The 23663-nt window shown below is 74.2% G+C and carries 12 protein-coding genes and 1 pseudogene; 11 read left to right on the top strand and 2 right to left on the bottom strand.

Annotated elements, in window-relative coordinates:
• Positions 1 to 50 precede the first annotated feature (50 nt).
• From ACIQ87_RS03580 to ACIQ87_RS03545, 8 genes are all read left to right on the top strand, one after another.
• Complete coding sequence (locus ACIQ87_RS03580) at positions 51 to 3086, top strand: AAA family ATPase (RefSeq protein ID WP_402400958.1); 3036 nt, start codon at positions 51 to 53, stop codon at positions 3084 to 3086.
• Positions 3087 to 3582: 496 nt separating this feature from the next.
• Entirely contained in the window at positions 3583 to 6534 is a 2952-nt protein-coding gene (locus ACIQ87_RS03575) for a putative bifunctional diguanylate cyclase/phosphodiesterase (RefSeq protein ID WP_402401822.1), read from the top strand.
• A gap of 329 nt (positions 6535 to 6863) precedes the next feature.
• Positions 6864 to 8717 (top strand): acetolactate synthase large subunit, encoded by a 1854-nt coding sequence (locus tag ACIQ87_RS03570; RefSeq protein WP_402400957.1) that lies wholly within the window; start codon positions 6864 to 6866, stop codon positions 8715 to 8717.
• Between the two features lie 37 nt (positions 8718 to 8754).
• Positions 8755 to 9279, top strand: a complete 525-nt coding sequence (ilvN, locus tag ACIQ87_RS03565; protein WP_049657946.1) for an acetolactate synthase small subunit — start codon at positions 8755 to 8757, stop codon at positions 9277 to 9279.
• A gap of 115 nt (positions 9280 to 9394) precedes the next feature.
• On the top strand, positions 9395 to 10393 hold the full coding sequence (ilvC, locus tag ACIQ87_RS03560) for a ketol-acid reductoisomerase (protein ID WP_402400954.1): 999 nt from the start codon (positions 9395 to 9397) through the stop codon (positions 10391 to 10393).
• Between the two features lie 241 nt (positions 10394 to 10634).
• Positions 10635 to 12224: a phosphoglycerate dehydrogenase gene (gene serA / locus ACIQ87_RS03555; RefSeq protein ID WP_392874189.1), complete on the top strand. Its 1590-nt coding sequence runs from the start codon at positions 10635 to 10637 to the stop codon at positions 12222 to 12224.
• A gap of 284 nt (positions 12225 to 12508) precedes the next feature.
• Positions 12509 to 12670: a hypothetical protein gene (locus tag ACIQ87_RS03550; protein ID WP_402400951.1), complete on the top strand. Its 162-nt coding sequence runs from the start codon at positions 12509 to 12511 to the stop codon at positions 12668 to 12670.
• A gap of 227 nt (positions 12671 to 12897) precedes the next feature.
• On the top strand, positions 12898 to 16296 hold the full coding sequence (locus tag ACIQ87_RS03545; protein WP_402400948.1) for a S8 family serine peptidase: 3399 nt from the start codon (positions 12898 to 12900) through the stop codon (positions 16294 to 16296).
• 63 nt (positions 16297 to 16359) lie between these two features.
• On the opposite strand, the gene ACIQ87_RS03540 is transcribed toward ACIQ87_RS03545, so the two are convergent.
• A complete protein-coding gene (locus ACIQ87_RS03540) occupies positions 16360 to 18849 on the bottom strand; it encodes a YfhO family protein (protein ID WP_402400945.1) in 2490 nt (829 codons plus the stop codon).
• Between the two features lie 258 nt (positions 18850 to 19107).
• Here ACIQ87_RS03540 and ACIQ87_RS03535 point away from each other — a divergent pair, with 258 nt between their 5' ends.
• From ACIQ87_RS03535 to cimA, 3 genes are all read left to right on the top strand, one after another.
• Positions 19108 to 20145 carry a 3-isopropylmalate dehydrogenase gene (locus tag ACIQ87_RS03535; RefSeq protein ID WP_402400942.1) on the top strand — a complete coding sequence of 346 codons (1038 nt, stop codon included), beginning with the start codon at positions 19108 to 19110 and terminating at the stop codon, positions 20143 to 20145.
• A 249-nt stretch (positions 20146 to 20394) separates the two neighbouring features.
• The gene (locus ACIQ87_RS03530; RefSeq protein ID WP_402400940.1) at positions 20395 to 21507 is read left to right on the top strand and encodes a branched-chain amino acid aminotransferase; all 1113 of its coding nucleotides are present in this window, start codon (positions 20395 to 20397) and stop codon (positions 21505 to 21507) included.
• Positions 21508 to 21887: 380 nt separating this feature from the next.
• Positions 21888 to 23492 (top strand): citramalate synthase, encoded by a 1605-nt coding sequence (gene cimA, locus ACIQ87_RS03525; RefSeq protein WP_402400937.1) that lies wholly within the window; start codon positions 21888 to 21890, stop codon positions 23490 to 23492.
• A 78-nt stretch (positions 23493 to 23570) separates the two neighbouring features.
• Here the strand turns inward: cimA and ACIQ87_RS03520 are convergent.
• Positions 23571 to 23663: pseudogene (locus ACIQ87_RS03520) on the bottom strand (ATP-binding protein); the annotation flags it as partial.

The following is a 23663-nucleotide window of genomic DNA, read 5'->3' as shown; positions in this document are numbered from 1 at the left end:
GGGAGATATCCCCTCGGCCGGGCCCCACCGGCTATGGCATGCTCGCCTCCATGCAGCAGACATCGGTCAGCCCCGTCTTCGTCGGCCGCGGCAGCGAGATCACCGAGCTGACCGACGCGCTGCGCCGCGCGGGCACCGGCAGTCCGCAGGCCGTCCTGGTCGGCGGCGAGGCGGGGGTCGGCAAGACCAGGCTGCTGGAGGAGTTCCTGGAGCGGGCCGCGGCCCAGGGGGCGGTCACCACGCTCGGCAGCTGTCTGGAGGTCGGCGCCGAGGGCCTGCCGTACGCGCCGCTGGCCGCCGCGCTGCGACGGCTGCACCGCTCGTTCGGCCCCGAACTGGAGGCCGCCGCGGCCGGCAGCGAGAGCCATCTCGCCCTGCTGCTGTCCGAACTCGGCGAGGTGGACGGCGAACCCAACGACGAGTACAGCCGGGCCCGGCTGTTCGAGCACACCGCGAGGCTGTTCGAGCGGCTCGGCGCGGAGCGTACCCTCGTCCTCGCCGTCGAGGACCTCCACTGGGCCGACCGCTCCACCCGCGAGCTGCTCGCCTTCCTGGTGCGCACCCTGCACCGCTCCCGGGTGCTGCTGGTCGCCACGTACCGCACCGACGACCTGCACCGCCGGCACCCGTTGCGCCCCTTCCTGGCCGAGCTCGAACGGCTGCGCACCGTCCAGCGGCTGGAGCTGGCGCGGTTCGGCCGGCGCGAGGTGGCCGCCCAGCTGGCCGGCATCCTCGGCACCGCCGCCCCCGACCGCCAGCTGGTGGACCGCATCCACCGCCGCTCGGAGGGGAACCCGTTCTTCGTCGAGGAGCTGGCCACCGCCTTCGAGGACGGCTTCGGCGCCGGGCTGACCGACTCGCTGCGGGACATCCTGCTGGTGCGGGTCGAGGGCCTGGACGAGGAGGCCCAGCGGGTGGTGCGGATCGCCGCCGAGGGCGGCTCGCACGTCGAACACGCCCTGCTGGCCGCCGTCCTGGACGACGAGGAGGCGCTGATCGAGGCGCTGCGGGTGGCCGTCGGCGCCAACATCCTGCGCCCGGACAGCGAGGGCGAGGGCTACCGGTTCCGGCACGCGCTGGTCCGCGAGGCGGTCTCGGACGACCTGCTGCCCGGCGAACGGCACCGGATCAACCGCAAGTTCGCGCTCGCCGTGGAGGCCCAGCCGCAGCTGGTCCCCGGCGACGCGCTGGCCGCCCGGCTGGCCAACTACTGGTACCACGCGCACGATCCGGCCCGCGCCCTGCCGACGGCCCTGGACGCCGCCCGCGCGGCCCGCCGCCGCAACGCCTTCGCCGAGCAACTCGGCATGCTGGAACGGGCCCTGGAACTGTGGGACCTGGTCTCCGAGGAGGTGCTGGCGCACACGCGCCCGTACGACTGGGCCGAGACCTACCCGCCCGGCTCCCGGGACCACGACGCCGCCGACGAGGACTGCGACCGGATCCAGCTGGAGGACGTACTGGCCGAGGCGGTGGTCGCGGCCCGGCGCAGCGGCGACCGCGAGCGCGGCCTGAGCCTGGCCAAGCGCGGCATCCGGCTGGTCGACGAGGTGGAGCACCCGGTGCGGGCGGCCTGGTTCCGGATCAACCGGGCCCGGATGCTGGGCAGCCTGCGCCGCTCCGGGGACGAGGAGGAGATCGCCCACGCCCACCGGCTGGTGGAGCACCTGCCGCCGTCCGCCGTACAGGCCGAGGTGTTCGCGCTCAGCGCCAACTCCGCCATGCTCAAGACCCCGGGCCCCGAGCACGTCGAGCTGGCCGAGCGGGCGATCCGGATCGCCCAGGAGGTCGGCGCCCACTCGGTCGAGGTGCACGCCCGGATGACCCTCGGCGGCCTGCGCTACGACGTGCAGGGCGACGCCGAGGGCGGGCTGGCCGAACTCGCCGGCGCGGTCGAGCGGGCCCGCCTGCTGGGCGTGCCCGACCTCCTGCTGCGCGGCATCAACAACCTGGCCAGCATGCAGCGCGGGCTGGGCCGGCCCGAGGCGGCCGTCCGGCTGGCCCGGGAGGGGCTGGAGTTCGCGGACGGCAACGGCCTGCTGCGCAACATCGGCGCCATCCTGACCGGCAACCTGGTCGAGGCGCTGACCGACCTCGGACGGGTGCGGGAGGCCACCGAGGTGCTGGCCGGCTACGAGTCGACCAGCCTGACCGGCACCCACGCCGAGTTCCTGGACCGGATGCGCGGCGACCTCGCCGTGCTGGCCGGGGACCTCGCGACCGCGGCGACCATGCTGGCGCAGGCCCGGGCCGCCAACCGGATCGGCCAGGTCCAGCACAGCGTGCCGATCAGCCGCCTCGCGATCCGGATCGCGGCGCTCGGCGGGCGGCCGCTGGAGGCCCGGGACGAACTGCTCGCCGCGCTCGTGGAGGACGGCAGGACCGGCAACGAGTCCGACGTCTACCCGTTGCTGGCCGAGGCGGCCGCGGTGGAGGCGGACAGCCGGGGCCTGCCGCAGGCCGAGGCGGGCCGGCCCGGGGCGCTGGCCGCGATCGCCGGGGCCGCCGCCGAGCTGCGGCCCCGGGCGCCGCTGCACCACGGCTGGGCCCGGCTGCTGGAGGCCGAACTGGCCCGGGCCGAGGGCACCGACACCCCGCGGGAGTGGGCCGCCGCGGTCGAGGCGCTGCGGCCGACCGGCCTGCCGTACCCGCTGGCGCTCGCCCTGCTGCGGGCCGGCGAGGCCGAGGTGCAGGCCGGCCGGCGCGAGGCCGGCGCCGAACTGCTGCGCGAGGCGGCCGAACTGGCGGCCGTCCGGGACGACCGGCCGCTCGGCGGGCAGATCGCCGCGCTGGCCGAGCGGGCCGGGCTGAGCCTCGCCCCGGCCGAGCGGGCGGCCGCGGTGCCGGCCCAGGCCGCCGGGGACTCCTTCAACCTCACCCCCCGTGAGCGGGACGTGCTGCGACTGCTGGCCCGCGGCTGGACCAACCGGCAGATCGCCGAGGAGCTGTACATCTCTCCGAAGACCGCGAGCGTGCACGTCTCCAACATCCTCGGCAAGCTCGCGGTCGGCGGCCGGGGCGAGGCGGCGGCGCTGGCGCACCGGCTGCGGCTGTTCCCGGACGACCTGGCCCCCTCCGGCCGTTGAGCGGGGCGCCGGCACGGGCCCGGACCGGCTCCGGCCGGTCCGGGCCCGCCGTTCGTCCACCCTGGCACCGGTGTTCGGGCGCCTCCCCGTGCTCCCGTGCGCGCCGCGTGAGCCCCCGCCCGCGCGCCGCCGCCAACCGGGCCGATCTGTAGGAATCGGGGGCATTTCCCCACCCTTCCGCCATTACTCTAAGTTGAGTGTGTGTGTCATTGAGTGACGGAATTGGTGTAGGGTCCATTTTGGGAGCATCGGTACGGTGTGGCGTCCGGCAGGCCGCCCGCCCCCTGGGCCGCCGTCCTGACGGGGCACCAGGCCACCGCGTACGTCCGAGAGGTGCGCGGCCGGTGGTCCGTGGCCGGGGCGCGAGGCCCCGGGCCGGAGGGGGAGAGGCCGAGTGAGCTCCACCGAAACGGTGCTGCCCGGAACCGGACGGCCGGACGCACCGCGCGCCGACACGTCCGCCGTCGACGTGCCCGCGGCCGTCCGCTGTAGACGGCTGTGCCGGATCCGGGACAGCCGCACGCTGCCCGGCTTCGTCCTGGGCGCGCTCTGCGTGGCCTACGCCGCGGGCGCCGCCGCGGGCTGGGGATCGCACCAACTGTCCGTCTTCATGGGAGACTTCGGGCTGGCCGCGGCGGCCCTGGCGGCCGCGCTGTCCTGCCTGGTGTACGGCTGCACCGTCGGCGGGCACGCCCGCCCGGCCTGGCTGCTGTTCGGCCTCTCCTCGCTCATGGTCGCCTTCGGCAACGGCACCTGGGGCTGGTACGAGCTGGTCCTGCGCTCCCCGCTGCCCCAGGACTCGCTCGCCGAGTACGCCTTCCTGCTGTTCGCCCCGCTCGCCATCACCGGCGTCCTGGTGCTCGCCCAGCACCCGCGCACGGCGGCCGGCTGGCTCTGCCTGCTGCTCGACGGCTGGCTGATCGCCGGCTCGCTGTTCACCCTCAGCTGGAGCCTGGCGCTCGGCCGGATCGCGGCCGGGGAGGACGGCTCACCGCTGCGCCTGGCCCTCAACCTGGCCTACCCGGTGCTGGACATCCTGCTGGTCAGCCTGGTGGTCGGGCTGCGCTTCCGGGGTCGGGACGGCAACCGGGCGGCGGTGCACACGGCCATGCTGGCGCTCGCCGTCACCGTCACCTGCGACGCCCTGTTCACCTCCCCGGAACTGCGCAGCAGCTACCACTCGGGCGAACTGCTGGACGCCGGCTGGTTCGCCGGAAGTCTGCTGCTGGGCTGGGCGCCGTGGTCGCCGCGCTGGCGCCGTCCGCTGCGCGACCACCCCTCGGCCGGCGGCCTGCCGCACCGCCGGGTGGCCACCACCTTCAGTGCGCTGACCCCGTACGCGGCCGCCGCGGTCTGCACCGCCGGTATCCTCTACAACGCCCTCGGCGGGCGGGAGTTGGACCGGGTGGTGGCCGCCGCGGCCTGCACCGTCGGGCTGGCGCTGATCCTGCGGCAGGGCGTGATGCTGCTCGACAACCTGTCGCTGGCCCAGGAGCTCGCCCACAAGGAGGCGCACTTCCGCTCCCTGGTGCAGGGCTCCAGCGACGTCATCATGATCGCCGGCGCCAACGGCGTGCTCTCCTACGTCTCCCCGGCCGCGCTCGGCGTCTACGGGCGGGACCCGGAGGAGCTGGTCGGCGGCAACCTGCTGGACCTGGTGCACCCCGAGGACGTCGGCCGGGTGCTCTCCGAGGTCCGCCGCTACCTCGCCAGGGTCCGGCTCGCCACCCACCGCAGCCCCGGCACCGCCGTGCCCTCCGCCCGGGTCGAGTGCCGGATCAGCTCCGGCGCGGGGGAGTGGCTGCACGTCGAGTCCAGCGTCAGCAGACATCGCGACGGCCTGCTGCTCAACAGCCGGGACGTCACCGAACGCGTCATGCTCCAGGCCCAGTTGCACCACAACGCCTTCCACGACCCGCTCACCGACCTGCCCAACCGGGCGCTGTTCACCCAGCAGCTGCGGGCCGCCCTCGGGGCCCGCGGCCAGCAGGGCGAGACCGGCGCCGGGATCGCGGTGCTCTTCCTCGACCTGGACGGCTTCAAGGCGGTCAACGACACCGCCGGGCACCAGGTCGGGGACGAGCTGCTGGTGCAGGCCGCCCGCCGGCTCCAGGGCGCCGTCCGCTGCGGGTACACCGTCGCCCGGTTCGGCGGCGACGAGTTCGCCGCGCTGGTCTGCGGCCCGCTCGGCCGCCTCCAGGTCCAGGAGCTGGCCGAGCGGCTGCGCCTCGCGCTCTCCGAGCCGTACTGGATCGGCGGCGCCGAACTCAGCGTCGCCGCCAGCATCGGCATCGCCTTCGGCACCCCCGAGCGCGGCCCGGCGGCCGACCCCAGGGCCGCCGCCGACGAGCTGATGCGCAACGCCGACCTCGCGATGTACCGGGCCAAGTCCGAGGGCAAGGGCCGGGTGGTGCTCTACACCCCCGCCATGCGGGCCGACCTGGAGCGCCGCACCGAACTGGAGGAACGGCTGCGGCTGGCCGTCCGGGAGGGCGGCTTCACGCTGCTCCACCAGCCCGTGGTGGACCTCGGCAGCGGCGCGGTGACCGGCGTGGAGGCCCAGGCCCGCTGGCGCTCGGTGGGCGGCCTGCTGCTCACCCCGGCCGAGTTCCTGCGCTCGACCGAGCACGGCGACGCGGCGACCAGGTTCTCCCGCTGGCTGGTCCTGGAGGCGGTCAGCGCGGCCGCCGAGCGGCGCGGCCTGCCGGGCCGGGGACGCGGGCTGCCCGAGCCCGTCCCGGTGGCCGTCCGGCTGTCCGTCGAGCGGCTCTGCTCGCCCGGCCTGTACGAGACGGTGGCCGCGGCGCTGCGTGACAGCGGGCTGCCCGCCGACGAACTGGTGATCGAGGTGGCCCGGATGGGCCCGGACTCGCTCGCCGACGAGCTCGGCCGCCGGCTCTCCGCCCTGCGCGGCCTCGGCGTCTCCACCTGGCTGGCCGGGTACGGCGCCGGCGGCGGCTCGCTCGGCGCCCTCGCCCGGCTGCCGCTGGACGGGCTCAAGCTCGACCGCACCCTCGTCCAGGACCTCGGCGAGTCCCCGCTCAGCCGCACCCTCGCCGGGCACGCGCTGCGGCTCGGCCGCGACCTCGGGATGGTCACCGCCGCCGAGGGGGTGGACCTGCCGCGCCAGGTCGCCGCGCTGCGCGAGCTGGGCTGCGGACAGGCCCAGGGCTCGGCCTTCGCCCCGCCGCTGGACGAGCCCCGGCTGCGCCGTGCGCTGGCCCGCCGGGACTACCCGCTGCCCGCGTCGACGGGTCCGCTCCCGGTCCGCCGCCCGTACCCGCCGGCCGTCGACGACACCCGGACGGGTGGCCGCCCGAACGGCCGGACGGACGCCACGCCGGGACGTGGCGCACATCACCATGGCGGCTCTGACCTGCCCGGACACCGTGCCGTTACTGGTCCGTCGGGGGGTCCGCATGGCGAGACGGTCGTCCCACCTGCTTGACACGTTGCCCCGCACGGGAGGAAGGTCGTTGCCATGCGCACCCGAATTCTCGTACTTGGCGGGCGCGTCGGCTGAGTGGGCTCGTACGCCCTGCTCGTGACAGACCGACGCGCCACCCCTCGCATGCCCTTGGGCACGAGGGGTTTTTTGTTGCACTGACGCTGTTCCACCTCCGCAAGACCCCTGGCCTCGACCGCCGAGCAAGTCCGACTTGTCGGATCAAGCGGGACGATTGAGGCAGAGCCGGCGATCGACCCGGACCGGGACCCCACCCTCGCAGCACCGGGGCCCGCACACCGGGTCGGCAAAACCCGAGAAGAGACAGGCAGATGACCGAGCACGCCGCATCCCCCCGCCGCGGGGACAACCCGGCCGCCAACGCTCCCGCTCCCCAGCACGTCGTCGAGACCATGACCGGCGCCCAGTCGCTCATCCGCTCCCTGGAGGCCGTGGGCGCGGACACCGTCTTCGGCATTCCGGGCGGGGCCATCCTTCCCGCGTACGACCCCCTGATGGACTCCGTCAAGGTGCGCCACATCCTCGTCCGTCACGAGCAGGGCGCCGGTCACGCCGCCACCGGCTACGCCCAGGCCACCGGCCGGGTCGGGGTCTGCATGGCGACCTCGGGGCCGGGTGCGACCAACCTGGTCACCCCGATCGCCGACGCCTACATGGACTCGGTGCCGGTCGTCGCCATCACCGGCCAGGTCTCCTCCAAGGCGATCGGCACCGACGCCTTCCAGGAGGCGGACATCTGCGGCATCACGATGCCGATCACCAAGCACAACTACCTGGTCACCGACCCGGCCGAGATCCCCCGGGTGATCGCCGAGGCCTTCCACATCGCCGCCACCGGCCGCCCCGGCCCGGTCCTGGTCGACATCGCCAAGGACGCGCTCCAGGCGACCACCACCTTCCGCTGGCCGGTCGAGACCGCGCTGCCCGGCTACCGCCCGGTGACCAAGCCGCACGCCAAGCAGATCCGCGAGGCCGCGAAGCTGCTGGTCGGCGCCAAGCGCCCGGTGCTGTACGTCGGTGGCGGTGTGCTCAAGGCGCAGGCCACCGCCGAGCTGCGGATCCTCGCCGAGCTGACCGGCGCCCCGGTCGTCACCACCCTGATGGCGCTCGGCGCCTTCCCGGACAGCCACCCGCAGCACCTGGGCATGCCCGGCATGCACGGCTCCGTCCCCGCCGTCACCGCGCTCCAGAAGTCCGACCTGCTGTTCACCCTCGGCGCCCGCTTCGACGACCGCGTCACCGGCAAGCTGGACGGCTTCGCCCCCAACGCCAAGGTCGTCCACGCCGACATCGACCCGGCCGAGATCGGCAAGAACCGCCCGGCGGACGTGCCGATCGTCGGCGACGCCCGCGAGGTCCTCGCCGACCTGATCGTCGCCGTCCAGGCCGAGTTCGACGCCGGCCACAAGGGCGACTACACCGAATGGTGGGAGCGGCTCGACGAGTGGAAGAAGACCTACCCGCTCGGCTACGAGCCGGCCCCGAACGGGCAGCTCTCGCCGCAGCAGGTCATCGAGCGGATCGGCAGGATGGTCGGCTCCGACGCGATCTACGCCGCCGGCGTGGGCCAGCACCAGATGTGGAGCTCGCAGTTCATCCGGTTCGAGAAGCCGGGCACCTGGCTCAACTCGGGCGGCGCGGGGACGATGGGCTACGCCGTCCCCGCGGCGATGGGCGCCAAGGCCGGCCGGCCGGAGACCGCGGTCTGGGCCATCGACGGCGACGGCTGCTTCCAGATGACCAACCAGGAGCTGGTCACCTGCGCCCTGAACGACATCCCGATCAAGGTCGCGGTCATCAACAACGGCTCGCTGGGCATGGTCCGGCAGTGGCAGACGCTGTTCTACAACCAGCGCTACTCCAACACCGTGCTGCACTCCGGCCCCGGCCACGACGGTGTCGAGCCGCCGGCCCAGGGCACCCGGATCCCCGACTTCGTCCGGCTGTCCGAGGCGATGGGCTGCGTCGGCCTGCGCTGCGAGCGCCCCGAGGACCTCGACGCCGTCATCAAGCAGGCGATGGAGATCAACGACCGCCCGGTCGTCATCGACTTCATCGTCCACCAGGACGCCATGGTCTGGCCGATGGTCGCGGCCGGCACCAGCAACGACGAGATCCAGTTCGCCCGGGGCGTGCGCCCCGACTTCGGCGACGATCTCGACTGATGTCCCTGCCCGTTATCCAGAACGACTGAGGAACCCCATGTCCAAGCACACCCTCTCCGTCCTGGTCGAGAACAAGCCCGGCGTGCTCGCCCGCATCGCCGCACTGTTCTCCCGGCGGGGCTTCAACATCGACTCCCTCGCCGTCGGCTCGACCGAGCACCCGGACGTGTCCCGGATGACGATCGTGGTCAACGTCGAGGACCTCCCGCTGGAACAGGTCACCAAGCAGCTCAACAAGCTCGTGAACGTGATAAAGATCGTCGAACTCGACCAGTCCGCTGCGATCCAGCGGGAACTGGTCCTGGTGAAGGTCCGCGCCGACAACGAGACCCGGTCGCAGATCGTCGAGATCGTCCAGCTGTTCCGTGCCAAGACCGTCGACGTGTCGCCGGAAGCGGTGACCATCGAGGCCACCGGCAGCTCGGACAAGCTGGAGGCCATGCTCCGGATGCTGGAGCCTTACGGCATCAAGGAGTTGGTCCAGTCCGGCCTGGTCGCCATCGGCCGCGGCGCGCGCTCCATCACGGACCGCTCGCTGCGCGCCCTGGACCGCAGCGCGTAAACAGCGCGAGACCACGACCGTCTCAAACCTCGAAGCAACGACCCAAACCCCCCGCCGGTGCGCATACGGTGAACACCGCGTACCCGGCAACCATCACGCAAGGAGATGTGCCCCCGTGGCCGAGCTGTTCTACGAAGACGACGCCGACCTGTCCATCATCCAGGGCCGCAAGGTCGCGGTCATCGGCTACGGCAGCCAGGGCCACGCCCACGCGCTGTCGCTGCGCGACTCCGGCGCCGACGTCCGGGTCGGCCTGAAGCCGGAGTCCACGTCCCGCGCCAAGGCGGAGGAGGCCGGCCTGCGCGTCGTCACCCCGGCCGAGGCGGCGGCCGAGGCCGACGTCATCATGATCCTGGTGCCGGACCCGATCCAGGCCGACGTCTACGAGGCGGACATCGCCCCGCACCTGAAGGCCGGCGACGCCCTGTTCTTCGGCCACGGCCTGAACATCCGCTTCGGCTTCATCAAGCCCCCGGCGGACGTCGACGTCTGCATGGTCGCCCCGAAGGGCCCGGGCCACCTGGTCCGCCGCCAGTACGAGGAGGGCCGTGGCGTCCCCGCGATCGTCGCGGTCGAGCAGGACGCCTCGGGCAACGCCTTCGCCCTGGCGCTGTCGTACGCCAAGGGCCTGGGCGCCACCAAGGCCGGCGTCATCAAGACCACCTTCACCGAGGAGACCGAGACCGACCTGTTCGGTGAGCAGGCCGTCCTCTGCGGTGGCACCGCCGCCCTGGTGAAGGCCGGGTTCGAGACCCTGGTCGAGGCCGGCTACCAGCCGGAGATCGCCTACTTCGAGTGCCTGCACGAGCTGAAGCTCATCGTCGACCTGATGTACGAGGGCGGCCTGGAGAAGATGCGCTGGTCGGTCTCCGAGACCGCCGAGTGGGGCGACTACGTCACCGGCCCGCGGATCATCACCGCGGACACCAAGGCCGCGATGAAGCAGGTCCTCGCCGAGATCCAGGACGGCACCTTCGCCAACACCTGGATCGCCGAGTACAAGGCGGGTCTGCCCAAGTACAACGAGTACAAGAAGGCCGACGAGGACCACCTGCTGGAGACCACCGGCAAGAAGCTGCGCTCGCTGATGAGCTGGGTCAACGAGAAGGCCTGACCTCGTCAAGGCCCTTCCGGGCCCTGATTTTGTAACTCGCTTGTACAAGTAGGCTGCTCCCGTCCGGGTGATTTCGCCGGACGGGAGCAGCCCGCCACCCAGCCCGTCGATACACTCCGAGTGCGCGTCAGGCCCACAGCGTCGTGCGTCTACTCACGCGGCATGCCACCTTCCCCCGCCCTCCACGCCACCCACGTGCCCGGGGGAACCGGACAGTTAAGGACCCACTGTCGTGAGCACTGTGACCACTGCGAAGACCGGCGTAGTTCTGATCGCCGAAGAGCTCTCGCCCGCCACCGTCGACGCCCTCGGCCCCGACTTCGAGATCCGCCACTGCAACGGCGCGGACCGCACCGAGCTGCTCACCGCGATCGCCGACGTCGACGCGATCCTGATCCGCTCCGCCACCAAGGTCGACGCCGAGGCGCTGGCCGCCGCCCGCAAGCTCAAGGTCGTCGCCCGGGCCGGCGTCGGCCTGGACAACGTGGACGTCTCCGCCGCCACCAAGGCCGGCGTGATGGTCGTCAACGCGCCGACCTCCAACATCGTCACCGCCGCCGAGCTCGCCTGCGGCCTGCTGATCTCCGTCGCCCGCAACATCGCGCCGGCCAACGCCGCGCTCAAGCAGGGCGAGTGGAAGCGCAACAAGTACACCGGCGTCGAGCTGAGCGAGAAGACCCTCGGCGTCGTCGGCCTCGGCCGGATCGGCGTCCTGGTCGCCCAGCGGATGTCCGCGTTCGGGATGAAGATCGTCGCGTACGACCCCTACATCCAGGCGGCCCGCGCCGCGCAGATGGGCGTCAAGCTGGTCTCGCTGGAGGAGCTGCTGGAGGTCTCGGACTTCATCACCGTCCACCTCCCCAAGACCCCGGAGACCATCGGCCTGATCGGCGACGACGCGCTGCACAAGGTCAAGCCGACCGTCCGCATCGTGAACGCCGCCCGCGGCGGCATCGTGGACGAGGAGGCGCTGGCGAACGCGCTGCGCGACGGCCGGGTGGCCGGCGCCGGCCTGGACGTGTACGCCAAGGAGCCGTGCACCGACTCCCCGCTGTTCGCCTTCGACAACGTGGTCGCCACCCCGCACCTGGGCGCCTCCACCGACGAGGCGCAGGAGAAGGCCGGCATCGCCGTCGCCAGGTCGGTGCGCCTCGCGCTGGCCGGCGAGCTGGTGCCGGACGCGGTGAACGTCCAGGGCGGCGTGATCGCCGAGGACGTCCGCCCGGGCCTGCCGCTGGCCGAGAAGCTCGGCCGGATCTTCACCGCGCTGGCCGGCGAGGTGGCCGTCCGCCTCGACGTCGAGGTCCGCGGCGAGATCACCCAGCACGACGTCAAGGTGCTCGAACTGTCCGCGCTGAAGGGCGTGTTCGAGGACGTGGTGGCGGAGACGGTGTCCTACGTCAACGCCCCGCTGTTCGCCCAGGAGCGCGGCGTCGAGGTCCGCCTGACCACCTCCAGCGAGAGCCCCGAGCACCGCAACGTGATCACCGTCCGCGGCACGCTCGCGGGCGGCGAGGAGATCGCCATCTCCGGCACGCTGGCCGGCCCCAAGCAGACCCAGAAGATCGTCGGCGTGGACGCCTTCGACGTGGACGTGGCGCTCACCGACCACATGGCCTTCTTCAAGTACGAGGACCGCCCCGGCGTGGTCGGCGTGCTCGGCCGACACCTGGGCGACGCGGGCATCAACATCGCCGGCATGCAGGTCGCCCGCGACGGCGGCAGCGCGCTGGCCTCCATCACCGTGGACACCGAGATCCCGCAGGAGGTGCTGTCGGCCATCGCCGCCGAGATCGGCGCCCGCTTCGCGCGCTCGGTCGACCTGGGCTGATCCACCGGCTCCGGCGGGGCCCGGACCACCGTTCGAACGGTGGTCCGGGCCCCGCTGCGTTCTCCCGGGTGACACCCGTCTCAGATAGTAGGAAATCCAAGTATTCGTGCAGACACGGCCGGGGCGTGGCCTTACCGTGGAAGGGCCATACGGTGTGCCGCCCCTGTAGCCAGGGCCTGCGGCCCGTGTAGGCGTGCGCCTTCACGAGCAGGCGATCCCTGCTCCCGCGCTCCCTTCCCCTCTTCGCGCCCGCCTCCCGCGGCGCCGCTTCCAAGGAGCCCGGTATGTCGCCGACCGCCGACCGTCACGCCACGTCCGCCCCCGCCGCCGCCCCCGTCCGCGCCCCGCGCCGCCGGCGGGCCACCGAGCGGAACCCCTTCGCGGCGGCCGCGCTGCAGCGCTCGCTGGACCGCCGGGACAACGGCGGCGTGACCGGCCACCACTGAGGTCCGGCGGAGCGGCCGACGGTGGCGTTCATCCGCCGATTGGGCCGTACGGGTCGTCAGGACGTCACCCAGTAGAGTGCAACCCCGGTCCGTCCGAGGGAAGTTGCTCGTCCCCGGCGGCGCGATCATCCTAATTTGGGGCCCTCGGAGGGGTGATCGACGTTCGCGTGGGCGGGCGTCAGCGACACGGTGTGCGGATCAGTCCCCCTGCCGGGGGAGAGGGCCCAGTGCGTCTGCCATCCGTCCGCCGACCCGCCGCCCGGATCGGCCTCACCCTGGCCCTGCTGGCCGGAAGCGCCGTCCTCGCCGCCACCCCGGCGGCGGGCGGCCCACCGACCGCGGGGCCACCCGCCGCCGGACCGCCTTCCGCCGGACCGCCTTCCGCCGGACCGCCTTCCGCCGGACCGCCGGGGCCGGGCCGAACGGCCTCCGTGCTGCTCGAACTCACCACCGAGACGGCCGGCTCCGCCTGGCGGCGCGCCGCCGACGGCGCCCGGCGGGCCCAGCGCTCCCCGGAGGCCGTCCGCCGGGAGGCCGCGCGAGCCGGCGCGGACCAGCGCGCCCGGGCCGGGGACGCGCTCGACCGGCTGGCCGGCGCCGTCCACCGGGCGGCACCCGCCGCCCGCGAGCTCTACCGCACCCGCACCGTGCTGACCGGCCTCGCGGTCAGCGCGCCCGCCGACCGGCTGCCCGCGCTGCGGGCGCTGCCGGGCGTCCGCGCCGTCCACCCGATCGTCGCCAAGCGGCGCGACAACGCCCACTCCGTCCCGCTGACCGGCGCCCCGCAGGTCTGGGCGGGCGACCGGGCGGCCGGCACCGGGCAGGGCACGCGGATCGGGATCATCGACAGCGGCATCGACTACACCCACGCCGACTTCGGCGGCCCCGGCACCGAGGAGGCCTTCCGCTCGGTGGAGCGCGGCAAGCCCGCGCCGCCCGCGCTGTTCCCCAACGCCAAGGTGGTCGGCGGCCGGGACCTGGTCGGCGACGACTACGACCCCGACCCGGCCTCCCCGCACCACCAGCCGGTGCCGCACCCCAGCGACAACCCGATCGACTGCGTCCGCAACGGGCACGGCACCCACGTGGCCGGCACCGCCGCCGGGTACGGCGTCACCGCCGACGGCCGCCCGTACACCGGTCCGTACGGGCCCGGGCTCGACCCGGCCGGCTTCCGGATCGGCCCCGGTACCGCCCCCGGCGCGCAGCTGTACGCGATCCGGGTGTTCGGCTGCGACGGCTCCACCGACCGGGTCACCGAGGCGCTCGACCTGGTCGCCGACCCGAACGGGGACGGCGACCTGAGCGACCGGCTGGACGTCGTGAACCTCTCGCTCGGCAGCCACTTCGGCAGCACCGACGACACCGACGCCCTGGCCGTCGACCGGCTCGCCGAACTGGGCACCGCCGTGGTCGCGGCGGCCGGCAACGACGGCGACGTGTACGGCATCGGCGGCAGCCCCGGCACCGCCGCCCGGGCGATCACCGTCGCCGCCTCGGTGCACGGCCACGCCGACGTGGACGGCGTCACCGTGCTCGCCCCCGCCCCGCAGGCCGGGGTCGTCCCGGCGCACTGGAGCGAGCGCTACCAGGGCTGGTCCACCGCCGACGTCAGCGGTGAACTCGCCCTGCCCGTCGACCAGTCGGACGGCTGCGCGGACTTCGGCGAGGCCGACCGGCAGCGGCTGAAGGGGAAGATCGCGCTGCTCACCTGGCGCACCCGCGAAGCCGACCGGGCCTGCAACTCCGGCCCGCGCGCCGACCGCGCCGCCGACGCGGGCGCGATCGGGGCGCTGTACGCCGCCGACTCCGACCACCTCGCCGAGATCTCCGGCAACGACCGGATCCCGGCCGCGCTGCTGGCCCGCGCCGACGGCGAACGGCTGCGCCGGGCCGCGGTCGCCGGGCCGGTGCGGGTCCGGCTCGCCGCGCCCGGCAACACCCTGCACGCCTCCGTCGCCCAGGACCAGCCGGAACGGGTCGACACCCTGACCGACTTCACCTCACGCGGCATCGGCGTCCCGGGCGTGGTCAAGCCCGACCTGGCGGCCCCCGGCGAGAGCATCCGGTCCGCCCTGGTCGGCAGCGGCACCGGCGGCCGGCGCGAGAGCGGCACCTCGATGGCCACCCCGCACGTGGCCGGGCTCGCCGCCCTGGTCCGCGCCGCGCACCCGGACTGGCCGGTCGAGCAGGTCAAGGCCGCGCTGATGAACACCACCGTGGACACCTTCCTCGGCGACGACCGCAGCGGGCCGGCCTACGGGCCCGAGCGCACCGGGGCCGGGCGGGTCCGGGTGGACGGGGCGGTCCGCACCCCCGCCGTCGCCTACGCGGCGGGGGAGGGCGCCGTGGCGGGCGCCGTCGGGGTCTCCTTCGGACCGGTCGAGGTGGCCGGGCCGACGGCGCGGACCCGGGAGATCGAGGTGCGCAACACCTCCGGCTCGCCGCTCGCCTACCGCACCTCGTACGCGGCGGCCACCCGACTGCCCGGCGCCTCCTACCGGGTGACGCCGGCCAGGGTGGACGTCCCGGCGGGCGGCACCGCGCGGGTGCGGGTGACGCTGTCCGTACCCGGTGAGCTGGGGCGCGCGCCCGACCCGACCATCGACACCGTGCAGGGCGACCACGCCCGCAGCTACCGGGGCGAGCTCTCCGGGCGGGTGCTGCTCACCCCGGTCGGGGACGGCACGCTGCCGCAGCTGCGGATCCCGGTGCTGGCCGCCCCGCGCCCGACCGGCGACCTCGCGGCGACGGCTGCCGTGCGCACCGCGAGCGGCGCCACCCTGGTCGCCCTCGGCGGCCGCGCCGCGCCCGGCGAACAGCCGGGGCTGGTCAGCGCCTTCGCGCTCGGCGGCGAGGGGGCCCGCTGGCCGGACTGCCCGCCCGGCGGCAGCGACGCGGCCGTCGCGCCGGGCGTGGGCGTGCGGCCCGAACTCACCGGGGCGCAGACCGACCCGGCGGACGAGGTCTGCGTCGAGCACCCGGGCGAGCGGTCCGCCGACCTGCGTGCGGCCGGTGCCGCCGTCGACGACCGACTGCTGTACGTGGGTGCGTGGTTGTGGGCGCCCGCGGCCACCCCGGTGGGGCTGTACGGGGTGCGGGTGGCGCTGGACACCGACGGGGACGGCAGCACCGACGTCGTCCTCAAGGCCGACCGGCTGTCCGGCAGCGACGTCCTGGTCTCCCGCGCGCTGGACGCCCGCACCGGGGCCGAGCTGGACGTCCAGCCGCTCAACGCCCACTGGGGCGACACCGACACCGGGCTGCTGGACAGCGACGTCCTGGTGCTGCCCGTGCGGCTGAGCGCCCTGCCCGGCGTCGCGCCCGGGCACAGCACCGTCCGCTACGGCGTGTGGACCGGCTACACCGGCGGCGGCACGCCGGACGTCGCCGAGGCCTTCTCGGCCATCGGGCTGAACGGCACCACCCCGTCCGTCCCGCTGGACGTCCTGCGGCCGGCGCTCACCGCACGGGCCGGCCCCGACGGTCCGGCCGCGGTGGCGGCCCCGACGGGCCCCGGCACCGTCCTCGACGTGCGCCGGGCGCCGGGCGACGCCTCGCGGCTCCTGCTGCTGTACCACCGTAACCCGGCCGAGCGGCGGGCCCAGGTGGTCGACCTGCCCTGAGCGCCCGGCGGGAGGGGCGGCCCACCGGGTACCGCGGTGGGCCGCCCCCTCGTGTGCGAACGTTCAGGTCTTCGCAGCCTCGGCCGCCCGGCGGCGGTCGCCGCGCGGGAGGCGGGCGGGGCGGCGGGACAGCCGGGCGAAGACGGCCACCAGGGCCAGGACGGCGGCGATGGCGGAGGTGACGGTGAGGCCCTCGGTGAGGCCGGGCGGACGGAACGCGCAGGCCACCCGGGAGGCGCCCCCGCCCAGCGGGACACCGATCATGCCGAGCACGGGGACGGGGGCCGCGTACCGGCCGCCGTCCACCGCGCAGGTCCAGCCGTCGGTGGCCGGCACGGAGAGCAACGCGGTGCCGGTGGACCCGGCGGGGAGCGTCGCCGTCAGGGTGTGCCCGCCGGCCTCCACCCGGGTGGCACCGGTCGCGGTGAGCCGGGCGACGGCGGCCTCCAGGGCGCCGGCCCGCAGACAGCCGACCGGGCGGGCGGGGACCTGGCTCACCACGTCCGACCGCAGCGTCACCCGGACCACCCCGTCCGCCGGGACGGTCCCCAGCCGGTGGATCGGTACGGCGGTGGTGGGCTGCTCGCCGTCGCTGCGGTAGTCGGTGCCGAGGCCGCTGACCGTGCCCCGGTACCAGAGCCCGTGGAAGTAGGCCGTCCCGCCCGGTGTGCAGGCGGCCGTGAACACCGTGCCCTCCGCGCCGCCCGGCACCGACCAGCCGCTGGTGCCGTGCAGCGTGGGCACCGCCCCGCCCGCCGGGACCGGCAGCGGGGCGTCGTACACCTGGCTGCCCAGCAGCGACTCCTGCCGGGCCCAGACCGAGGAGGTCTCCGTCCGGGCACCCGGGGGCAGCACGGTGACCAGCGGCGGCGCGGCGGCCGCCCGGACGGGGGCGAAGCCGTACGGCGGCGGTCCGTCGTCGAGGTGGGTGCGGACGCCGAACAGCGCCTGCCCGACCGGGTCGGTGACGCTCGCGGTCTGCCGCCCGCCGGCCGTCCAGCCCGCGCCGAGGTCGTGCAGCAGCAGGGCGGTGACGGTCGGCAGGTAGCCGCTGAAGTAGCCGCCGCCCTGGCCGTTCAGCAGCAGCGGGTCGTTCGGGGTGAAGGCGTGCGGGCCCGGGTCGCTGCGGCCGCGCGGCCAGTCGGCGGCCGCGCGCAGCGCCGCGTGTCCGGCCCGGACGGCCGCCGGGGAGACGCCGGCGGAGGGGGCCGCGCCCAGCGCCGCGTACCCGGACCAGACGGCGTTGCCCAGTACGGCGCCGCCGATCACCCAGGTGGCGAGGGCGTTCGCCCGCCGGTCGGCGTGCCGGCGGTCCAGCAGCCACAGCGCCGCCGACAGGACGGCGCCGCCGACGGCCAGCAGCACCCAGGTGGCCGGGCGCACCGAGTGCCGGCCCGCCGCCAGGCCGGCGATCACCGCCACCACGGCGGCGCCGCCCAGCACGGTCAGCCGGTCCGGGCGGTGCGCCAGCGAGACCCAGCCGGCCAGCACCAGCAGCCCGCTGAGCACGAAGGCCACCCGGTACGGCCCGCCGGCCGGGATCGCCAGGCCGTGCCAGACCAGCACGGTCGGGGTCCAGAGGAAGCCGGCCACGACCAGCAGCAGCGCCGCGCACCACAGGGCGCGCTCCCGGAGCCGTACCCGCCGGTTGAACGGCAGCCCGCAGACCACCAGCAGCCCGAAGACGCCGATCGCCACGTCCGGCAGCTGCTGCCCGCCGTGGGTGGCGGGCAGCAGCCGGGCGAGGTGGCCGCCGACACCGGACGGGCCGAGCGGCTGGACCGGGGACTCCGGCTGCGCCCGGCGGGCGGCCAGCACCGCGACGAACAGCACGGGGGAGGCGAGCAGCACCCCGGCGGCGGCCATGGTGACCGCCCGGCCGGTGGCCCGGACCCGCCGGCGCAGCGGGAGCGGGGCGGCGAACAGCCGGACGGCGAACAGGAGTCCGGCCGCCAGGGTGGCCAGCGCGGCGGTGTACAGGTTGCCGGCCCAGGCGAGCGCGACGCACAGCGTGCCGGCCACCCAGTGCCGCTCGCGCAGGCACCAGTCGGCGGCCAGGCCGAGCAGGGGCAGCGACACCAGGCCCCAGAGCCACATCGGGGCGGCCGCGCCGACGTCCAGCACCCAGGCGCACAGCCCGTACCCGACGGCGGCGAGCGCCCGCAGCCGGCGCGGGCCGGGGTGGAGGCGGCCGAGCAGCCGGGTCATCAGGGCCGTGCCGAGGCCGATGGTGGCCAGGGTGACCAGCAGGACGGCGAGCCGGCCCTGGTCGCGGGGGAGAAGCGCGGCGGGCCAGGAGAAGGGATTCATCAGGTAGGCGAAGAAGTCCGCCAGGAACGGGGTGCCGTAGCCGCTGTTCCAGTTGAGCAGCAGGTCCCCGGCGGCCTGTCCGTGCAGCAGGTCCCACAGGTGGGCGTGGTACGGCACGGCCACCGCCTCCGCCCCGGCCGGCCAGCGCCCGCGCAGCGCCGCCGCCAGCCCGTACCCGACCATCGCCAGCCCCGCGGCGCCCCCGCAGACCAGCACCTCCCGCCGCCGCTCGCCCATCCGCATCCCGCCACCCTAAGCAGGCCGTCGGCGCCCCCGTGTCACACGCGCTCGCTCGAAAGGGTGGCGCTCGGGGAAGCGCGGCCGAGCAGCCCGAGAGGGCCGCCAGGATGCCCCTGTGGGAGGAACCATGGTGCGGGACCGGGACACCAAGCCTCGGAAGTACGGTCGACCAGCCGTTCGAGGCCGAGATCGACCCGACCTGACCGTCCGCATGGTGGACGCGAGGTGTCAGTACCTGGGACGGCGGAGTAGGGTCCGAGCATGTCTCGCACCATTCGTCTCGCAGTAGTCCCCGGTGACGGCATCGGCCAGGAAGTGGTGGCCGAAGGCCTCAAGGTCCTGGGTGCCGCGCTTCCCGCCGACGTGAAGCTGGAGACCACCGAGTACGACCTCGGGGCCCGGCGCTACCACCGGACCGGGGAGACGCTGCCGGACGGCGTGCTGGCGGAGCTGAAGTCGCACGACGCGATCCTGCTGGGCGCCATCGGCGACCCGAGCGTGCCGTCGGGCGTGCTGGAGCGGGGGCTGCTGCTCAAGCTGCGGTTCGCCTTCGACCACCACATCAACCTGCGTCCGGGCCGGCTCTTCCCCGGGGTGAAGGGTCCGCTGGCAGGTCAGCCGGAGATCGACTTCGTGGTCGTCCGCGAGGGCACCGAGGGCCCGTACGTCGGCAACGGCGGCACGCTGCGCACCGGGACTCCGCAGGAGGTGGCCACCGAGGTCAGCCTGAACACCGCGTACGGCATCGAGCGCGTGGTGCGCGACGCCTACCGCCGGGCGCAGGCGCGGCCGCGCAAGAAGCTCACCCTGGTGCACAAGAACAACGTGCTGGTGCACGCCGGGCACCTGTGGACGCGGATCTTCGCCGAGGTCGGCGAGGAGTTCCCCGAGGTCACCACCGACTACCTGCACGTCGACGCGGCGACCATCTTCTTCGTCACCCAGCCGGAGCGGTTCGACGTCATCGTCACGGACAACCTCTTCGGCGACATCCTGACCGACCTGGCCGCCGCCGTCACGGGCGGGATCGGCCTGGCCGCGAGCGGCAACATCAACCCGAGCGGCGAGTTCCCGTCCATGTTCGAGCCGGTGCACGGCTCGGCGCCGGACATCGCCGGCCAGGGCAAGGCCGACCCGACCGCCACGGTGCTGTCGGTCGCGATGCTGCTGGAGCACCTCGGCTTCGCCGCCGAGGCCGCCACGGTCGAGGCCGCCGTCGCGGCGGACCTGGCCGAGCGCTCCGGCACCCGCAGCACCTCCCAGGTCGGCGACGCGCTCGCCGCCCGAGTATCCGGCTAGCGGGCCGGATCCGAGAACGAGGTTCCGGCTGAGGGGCCGGATCCCGAAGCGGAACTCCGGCCTGCGGGCCGGACCGCGCACAACCGCAGCCTGCAGCCCCGGTAACGGGGCGGACAGCTGTTCGGCACGGCCCTCTGGATGCGAGTATCGACAGTGGGCCGTGCCGTTGTGCGTTCATTCCGGTGAATTTCGCCGAAACGTATCCGCGGCGGTGGCGGCCCTTACCAACCCACGGTGAAGGAAACAGCCATGAGCACGGCCACCCAGGCGCCCATCACGTTCGACCTCAAGCCCTCCGCCCACCCGCTGCCCGCAGCGGAGCGCGAGGCCCGGCTGACCAACCCCGGCTTCGGCCGGGTCTTCACCGACCACATGGTCACCATCCGCTGGACCGAGGGCGTGGGCTGGCACGACGCCCAGCTGGCGCCGTACGCGCCGCTGGAGATCGACCCGGCGAACATGACCCTGCACTACGGCCAGGCGATCTTCGAGGGCCTGAAGGCCTACCGCCAGGCCGACGGCTCCATCGCCACCTTCCGCCCGGAGGCCAACGCCGCCCGCTTCCAGGCCTCGGCCCGCCGCCTGGCGATGCCGGAGCTGCCGGTGGAGACCTTCGTCGAGGCCGTCGAGCTGCTGGTCCGCCAGGAGCAGGACTGGGTGCCGAACGAGCCGGAGCAGAGCCTCTACCTGCGCCCGTTCATGTTCGCCACCGAGGTCGGCCTGGGCGTCCGCCCGGCGAACTCCTACCTCTTCATGATCATCGCCTCGCCGGCCGGCGCCTACTTCCAGGGCGGCATCAAGCCGGTCTCGGTCTGGCTGTCCAAGGAGTACGTCCGGGCCGCCCCCGGCGGCACCGGCGCCGCCAAGTGCGCGGGCAACTACGCCGCCTCGCTGGTCGCCCAGGCCCAGGCCGCCGAGAAGGGCTGCGACCAGGTGGTCTGGCTCGACGCCGCCGAGCACCGGTGGGTCGAGGAGATGGGCGGTATGAACCTGTACTTCGTCTTCGGCGAGGGCAAGGACGCGAAGATCGTCACCCCGGAGCTGTCCGGCGCCCTGCTGCCCGGCATCACCCGCGACTCGCTGCTGCAGCTGGCCACCGACCTCGGCTACGCGGTCGAGGAGCGCCGGATCTCCACCGACGAGTGGCAGCAGGCCAACGCCGACGGCAGCCTCACCGAGGTCTTCGCCTGCGGTACCGCCGCCGTCATCACCCCGGTCGGCTCGGTGAAGTCCGCCGCCGCCGACTGGACCGTCGGCGCCGGCGAGCCCGGCCCGGTCACCATGGAGCTGCGCAAGGCGCTGCTGTCGATCCAGGGCGGCCAGACCCCGGACACCCACCGGTGGCTGCACAAGATCGTCTGATCACGCACGGCCCGTCCGGTCCGCCGGCCCGGCCCGTCCGGCCCGCCCCGTTTCGCATCGCGAGACGGGTGGGCCGGATCCCGGGCAGCTGTGCCAGACTGCGGACGTGTCCTCGCTTTCGCTGATTATTAGCGGCAGGCGCGCCGGTCCGCAGTGACCGCTTCCCGCACGACCCGATGCGGAGCGACCACGAGCGTCCAGACCCGCGCGCAGACCTCTCGCACCCGCGAGGGGTCTTTTTGTTTCTCCCGGACCGGCCGGCGGCCCCCACAAGGGGCCCGGGGACACCGGGACCGCGCGCGGGATCATGGACAGTGGAGCCGGGACGGAAAGTCCGGCAGAGCAGTACCCAACCTCCCCGAAACGGAGAACCAGGGGTCATGACCGAGGTCACCCGTACCGATGACAGTTTCCACGTGTTCGACACCACGCTGCGCGACGGAGCGCAGCGGGAGGGCATCAACCTGACGGTGGCGGACAAGCTGGCCATCGCCCGGTACCTGGACGAGTTCGGGGTCGGCTTCATCGAGGGCGGCTGGCCGGGAGCCAACCCCCGCGACACCGAGTTCTTCGCCCGCGCCGCCGCCGAGCTGGAGCTGGAGCACGCCCAGCTGGTCGCCTTCGGCGCCACCCGCCGGGCCGGCGGCAAGGCCGCGGAGGACCCGCAGCTGGCCGCGCTGGTCACCTCCGGCGCCCCGGTGATCACCCTGGTCGCCAAGGCGCACGACCGGCACGTGGAGCTCGCGCTGCGCACCACCCTGGACGAGAACCTGGAGATGGTCCGGGACAGCGTCGAGTTCCTGCGCTCCCAGGACCGGCGGGTGTTCATCGACTGCGAGCACTTCTTCGACGGCTACAAGGCCAACCCCGAGTACGCCGTGTCGGTGGTCCGCACCGCGCACGAGGCCGGCGCGGACGTGGTGGTGCTCTGCGACACCAACGGCGGGATGCTGCCCGGCGGGGTCCGGGAGATCGTCGCCGACGTGCTCGCCAGGACGGGCGCCCGGCTCGGCATCCACGCCCAGGACGACACCGGCTGCGCGGTGGCCAACACCCTGGCCGCGGTGGACGCCGGCGCGACCCACGTCCAGTGCACCGCCAACGGCTACGGCGAGCGGGTCGGCAACGCCAACCTGTTCCCGGTGGTCGGCGCGCTGGAGATCAAGTACGACCGCCGGGTGCTGCCCGCCGGCCGGCTGGCCGAGATGACCCGGATCTCGCACGCGATCGCCGAGCTGGTCAACCTGACCCCCTCCACCCACCAGCCGTACGTCGGCTACTCGGCCTTCGCCCACAAGGCGGGCCTGCACGCCTCCGCGATCAAGGTCGACCCGGACCTGTACCAGCACATCGACCCCGAGCGGGTCGGCAACACCATGCGGATGCTGGTCTCCGACATGGCCGGCCGGGCCTCCGTCGAGCTCAAGGGCAAGGAGCTCGGCTACGACCTCTCCAGCGACCGGGACCTGGCCGGCCGGGTGGTGGCCAAGGTCAAGGAGCAGGAGAACCTCGGCTACACCTACGAGTCCGCCGACGCCTCCTTCGAGCTGCTGCTGCGCGACGAGGTGCGCGGCAGCCGGGACCGCTTCTACACCCTGGAGTCCTGGCGGACCATCAGCGAGCAGGGCCCGAACGGGTTCACCGGCAACGAGGCCACCGTCAAGCTGTGGGCCAAGGGCGAGCGCCGGATCGCCACCGGCGAGGGCAACGGCCCGGTCAACGCGCTGGACCAGGCGCTGCGCACGGCCCTGGAGGGCATCTACCCGCCGCTGGCCACCTTCGAGCTGGTGGACTACAAGGTCCGCATCCTGGAGGGCCAGCACGGCACGGGCTCCAAGACCCGGGTGCTGATCGAGTCCACCGACGGCGCCGCCACCTGGTCGACGGTGGGCGTGGCCGACAACGTGGTCGCCGCCTCCTGGCTGGCGCTGGAGGACGCGTACACCTACGGCCTCATCCGGGCCGGCCTGGAGCCCACCGAGTAGCCGGCCCGAACGCACCGGTGGCCCGCGGGACTTCGGAGGAAGTCCCGCGGGCCACCGCCCTGTCCGAGCACCGCCGGTTCAGCGGAGTCGGGCGAGGAGGGCGTGTTCGACGAGGGTGATGAGGGCGCTCTTGGCGCTGTCGCGGCGGCGGGCGTCGAGGGTGATGACGGG

It is taken from the genome of Kitasatospora sp. NPDC096204, from assembly GCF_044763205.1.
Classification (GTDB): Bacteria; Actinomycetota; Actinomycetes; order Streptomycetales; family Streptomycetaceae; genus Kitasatospora.
Note: the sequence above shows the minus strand (reverse complement) of the source record. Positions and strands in the feature narration are given on the sequence as shown.

What these genes read in the sequence shown, in the direction of transcription:
- ACIQ87_RS03580 (WP_402400958.1), top strand. Translation starts at nt 51, where the DNA reads ATGCAGCAGACATCGGTCAGCCCCGTCTTCGTCGGCCGCGGCAGCGAG.
- ACIQ87_RS03570 (WP_402400957.1), top strand. Translation starts at nt 6,864, where the DNA reads ATGACCGAGCACGCCGCATCCCCCCGCCGCGGGGACAACCCGGCCGCC.
- ilvN (WP_049657946.1), top strand. Translation starts at nt 8,755, where the DNA reads ATGTCCAAGCACACCCTCTCCGTCCTGGTCGAGAACAAGCCCGGCGTG.
- ACIQ87_RS03550 (WP_402400951.1), top strand. Translation starts at nt 12,509, where the DNA reads ATGTCGCCGACCGCCGACCGTCACGCCACGTCCGCCCCCGCCGCCGCC.
- ACIQ87_RS03540 (WP_402400945.1), bottom strand. Translation starts at nt 18,849, where the DNA reads ATGCGGATGGGCGAGCGGCGGCGGGAGGTGCTGGTCTGCGGGGGCGCC.
- ACIQ87_RS03535 (WP_402400942.1), top strand. Translation starts at nt 19,108, where the DNA reads ATGTCTCGCACCATTCGTCTCGCAGTAGTCCCCGGTGACGGCATCGGC.
- ACIQ87_RS03530 (WP_402400940.1), top strand. Translation starts at nt 20,395, where the DNA reads ATGAGCACGGCCACCCAGGCGCCCATCACGTTCGACCTCAAGCCCTCC.
- cimA (WP_402400937.1), top strand. Translation starts at nt 21,888, where the DNA reads ATGACCGAGGTCACCCGTACCGATGACAGTTTCCACGTGTTCGACACC.